Origin of the sequence: Moraxella sp. (assembly GCF_030525845.1) — a bacterium.
Lineage (GTDB): Bacteria > Pseudomonadota > Gammaproteobacteria > Pseudomonadales > Moraxellaceae > Moraxella.
Genome location: NZ_JAUNDY010000042.1, coordinates 1 through 3,144 on the forward strand (window position 1 = coordinate 1; position 3,144 = coordinate 3,144).

General features: G+C 44.4%; 4 protein-coding genes. 3 read left to right on the forward strand and 1 reads right to left on the reverse strand.

The features are described from left to right. Positions 1-940, reverse strand: a 940-nt coding sequence (gene bioB / locus Q4B79_RS09575) for a biotin synthase BioB (protein ID WP_303086191.1), incomplete at its 3' end; no start/stop codon positions are given. 273 nt (positions 941-1,213) lie between these two features. Here bioB and Q4B79_RS09580 point away from each other — a divergent pair. The 3 genes from Q4B79_RS09580 to Q4B79_RS09675 all read left to right on the forward strand — a co-directional run. Continuing rightward, positions 1,214-2,794 carry a peptide chain release factor 3 gene (locus Q4B79_RS09580; RefSeq protein WP_303086192.1) on the forward strand — a complete coding sequence of 527 codons (1,581 nt, stop codon included), beginning with the start codon at positions 1,214-1,216 and terminating at the stop codon, positions 2,792-2,794. A 23-nt stretch (positions 2,795-2,817) separates the two neighbouring features. Next, positions 2,818-3,000: a PIN domain-containing protein gene (locus Q4B79_RS09585; protein ID WP_303086193.1), complete on the forward strand. Its 183-nt coding sequence runs from the start codon at positions 2,818-2,820 to the stop codon at positions 2,998-3,000. A 14-nt stretch (positions 3,001-3,014) separates the two neighbouring features. Next, positions 3,015-3,144 (forward strand): PIN domain-containing protein (locus Q4B79_RS09675; RefSeq protein ID WP_368500055.1); only part of this gene is annotated, 130 nt, incomplete at its 3' end.

The following is a 3,144-nucleotide window of genomic DNA, read 5'->3' on the forward strand; positions in this document are numbered from 1 at the left end:
CAGTCAAGCCCAGCTCTTTCATCAAATGGTCGTCATTACTCATTGATGAATTGGCGGTGGTTAAAAGTTTGTCGCCATAAAAGAACGAATTTGCCCCTGCCATAAATGCCAACGCCTGTTCACCGTCTGTAAGACTTTCTCGTCCAGCAGAGAGCCGAACCACGCTTTTGGGGCAACAGATTCGTGTGACGGCAATCGTTCTAATCCATTCAATGGTGGACAATCGTCCTTCTTCTAAGGCCTTATCGCCAAGCGGTGTTCCCTTGATGGGAACTAACAAATTAACAGGAATGGACTGTGGCGGTATGGGCATTTGGGTTAGCTCATAAATCCAGTCTATACGGTCTTGACGGCTTTCGCCCATTCCCACAATAGAGCCTGAACAGACATTAATCCCAGCTTGTCTGACATAATCTAGTGTCTGCAAGCGCTCATCATAGGTTCTGGTGGTGGTAACGCTATCATAATAAGCACGAGAGGTGTCAAGATTGTGATTATAATAGTCAAGACCAGCATTGGCAAGGGTTTGGGCTTGGTGGGGACTAAGCATTCCCAAAGTCATACAAGTTTCCATTCCAAGTGCCTTGACCTCGCTAATAAGTGTGGTCAAATAGGGCAAATCCTTGTCGTGCGGGTGTTTCCACGCCGCCCCCATACAAAAACGAGAGGAGCCATTGGCTTTGGCTCGTTTGGCTTCACGCACCACCTTTTCAATGGCAATGAGTTTTTCTGGACTAAGCCCCACCTTATCCCTGTGATGACCCGACTGACTACAATAACCACAATCTTCTGGGCAGTTGCCTGTTTTGATGGAAAGTAGGGTTGAAATTTGCACTTCATTGGCAGGGAAGTTTTGACGGTGGACAGTTTGGGCTTGCATTAGCAAATCCATAAGCGGTAAGTCAAAAAGGTGGGCGATGTCAGCTTTGGTGGTGGTCATTGTTTTTTCCTAAACAACTGTAAACTTATAATGGCAATATTATAACTCAAATTTATAAATTCACAAGTCCAATTATTGTTTTTTTGGGATTGGTGGTGGATTAAAATGGCGATATTGGTGAGCTTAAGCGAAGGATGGATTGTGCAAACCACTTGAATGGTTTTGTTTTGCCCATTTCCCCCATTTCAAGTATAATAGATAACCTTTATTTATATTAACCATTTATTATGTGTACAAATTTGTGTACATAATCAAAATTTTAAGAGGAATAAAATGCCATATAGCAATCAAATAAAAGCTCGTAGAACTTTCGCCATCATCAGCCACCCTGACGCAGGTAAAACAACAATGACCGAAAAGCTCCTTTTGTGGGGCAAGGCAATCTTAACCGCAGGCGAGGTCAAAAGCCGTAAAACCGACAAACACGCCACCTCCGACTGGATGAGTATGGAGCAGGAGCGGGGCATTTCTATTACCACCTCTGTGATGCAGTTTCCCTATGGCGAGTGTATGGTAAACCTGCTGGACACCCCCGGACACGCCGACTTTTCAGAAGACACTTATCGTACTTTGACTGCCGTTGATAGTGCCTTGATGGTCATTGATGGGGCAAAGGGTGTGGAAGAGCGGACGATTAAACTGATGGAAGTCTGCCGTATGCGAGACACGCCCATTATCAGTTTTGTCAATAAACTTGACCGTGAAATCCAAAATCCCCTTGCTCTTTTAGATGAAATTGAAAGCGTGCTAAAAATCAAATGCGTGCCGTTTTGTTATCCCATTGGAATGGGGCAGGATTTTGTGGGGGTGTATAACTTTTTTGATAACAAAACTTATCTTTATAAAAAGGGCTTTGGCACACAATTAACCGACATTGAAACCCTAGACGGCTACGACCACGATGAGATTAAGGGGCGACTTGGCGAGCTTTTGTGGAATGAGTTTTTGGAAGGGGTGGAGCTTGCCGAAATGGCATTTGGCGATTGGGACATTGATGAGTTCTTGGCAGGCAAGCAAACGCCTGTGCTGTTTGGGACGGCTTTGGGTAATTTTGGCGTGGATATGGTGCTAGATACCCTAACCAAATACGCCCCAGCCCCCAAAGACCACAATGCCGTGGAGCGAGTGGTCAAGGCGGACGAACCAAATTTCACAGGCTTTGTCTTTAAAATCCAAGCCAATATGGACCCCAAACACCGAGACCGTGTCGCCTTTATGCGGATTTGTTCTGGCAAGTACGAAAAAGGTATGAAATTAAACCATATTCGTATTGGCAAAGAAGTGCGAGTGTCGGATGCGTTGATGTTTTTGGCAGGCGACCGTGAAAGCCTTGAAGAGGCGTATGCTGGCGACATTATTGGCTTGCACAATCACGGTACGATTCAGATTGGCGACAGTTTCACCAGTGGCGAAACCCTTAATTTTACAGGCATTCCGCACTTTGCCCCAGAGCTGTTTCGCCGTGTGGTGCTAAAAGACCCACTAAAATCCAAGCAATTACAAAAAGGCTTACAGCAATTATCCGAAGAAGGGGCAACCCAAGTCTTTATGCCCCAAATCAACAACGACTTGATTTTGGGAGCGGTGGGTGTACTGCAATTTGAGGTGGTTGCTCATCGTTTGCTAGAAGAATACAAGGTGCAATGTGCCTTTGAGCCGATTTCTATTGCCACCGTCCGCTGGGTGCATTGTGATGACAAAGTCGCCTTTGAAAAATTTAAGAAAAAAGCCCACGACCAACTCTCACTTGATGGCGGTGGTTATTTAACCTACCTTGCCCCAAGCCGTGTCAATTTACAATTAATGCAGGAGCGGTATCCTGAGGTGGAGTTTCGTAGCACTCGTGAGCATTGATTTTAGATTAATGTGGAATTATAATGAAAGTTGTCTTGGAGACCAATATTTTGGTGGGGGCATGTTTGGGGTCTTATCACGCCAACCGCCTAATCAAAGCCTGCTTAAATGGCGAATTTATACCGATTATTGGTGTGGCATTATTGGCAGAATATGAAGATGTTTTGGCTCGTGATGATATATTTGCCAAAGTAAATTATCATTAGATGAACGCAATGAAATTTTAAATGCGTTGTTATCCATTTGTGAATGGGTGCGTATTTTTTATTTGTGGCGACCTAATTTAAAGGATGAAGGCGATAATCATTTGATAGAATTGGCGGTTGCAGGTAATGCCAATATTATTGTCA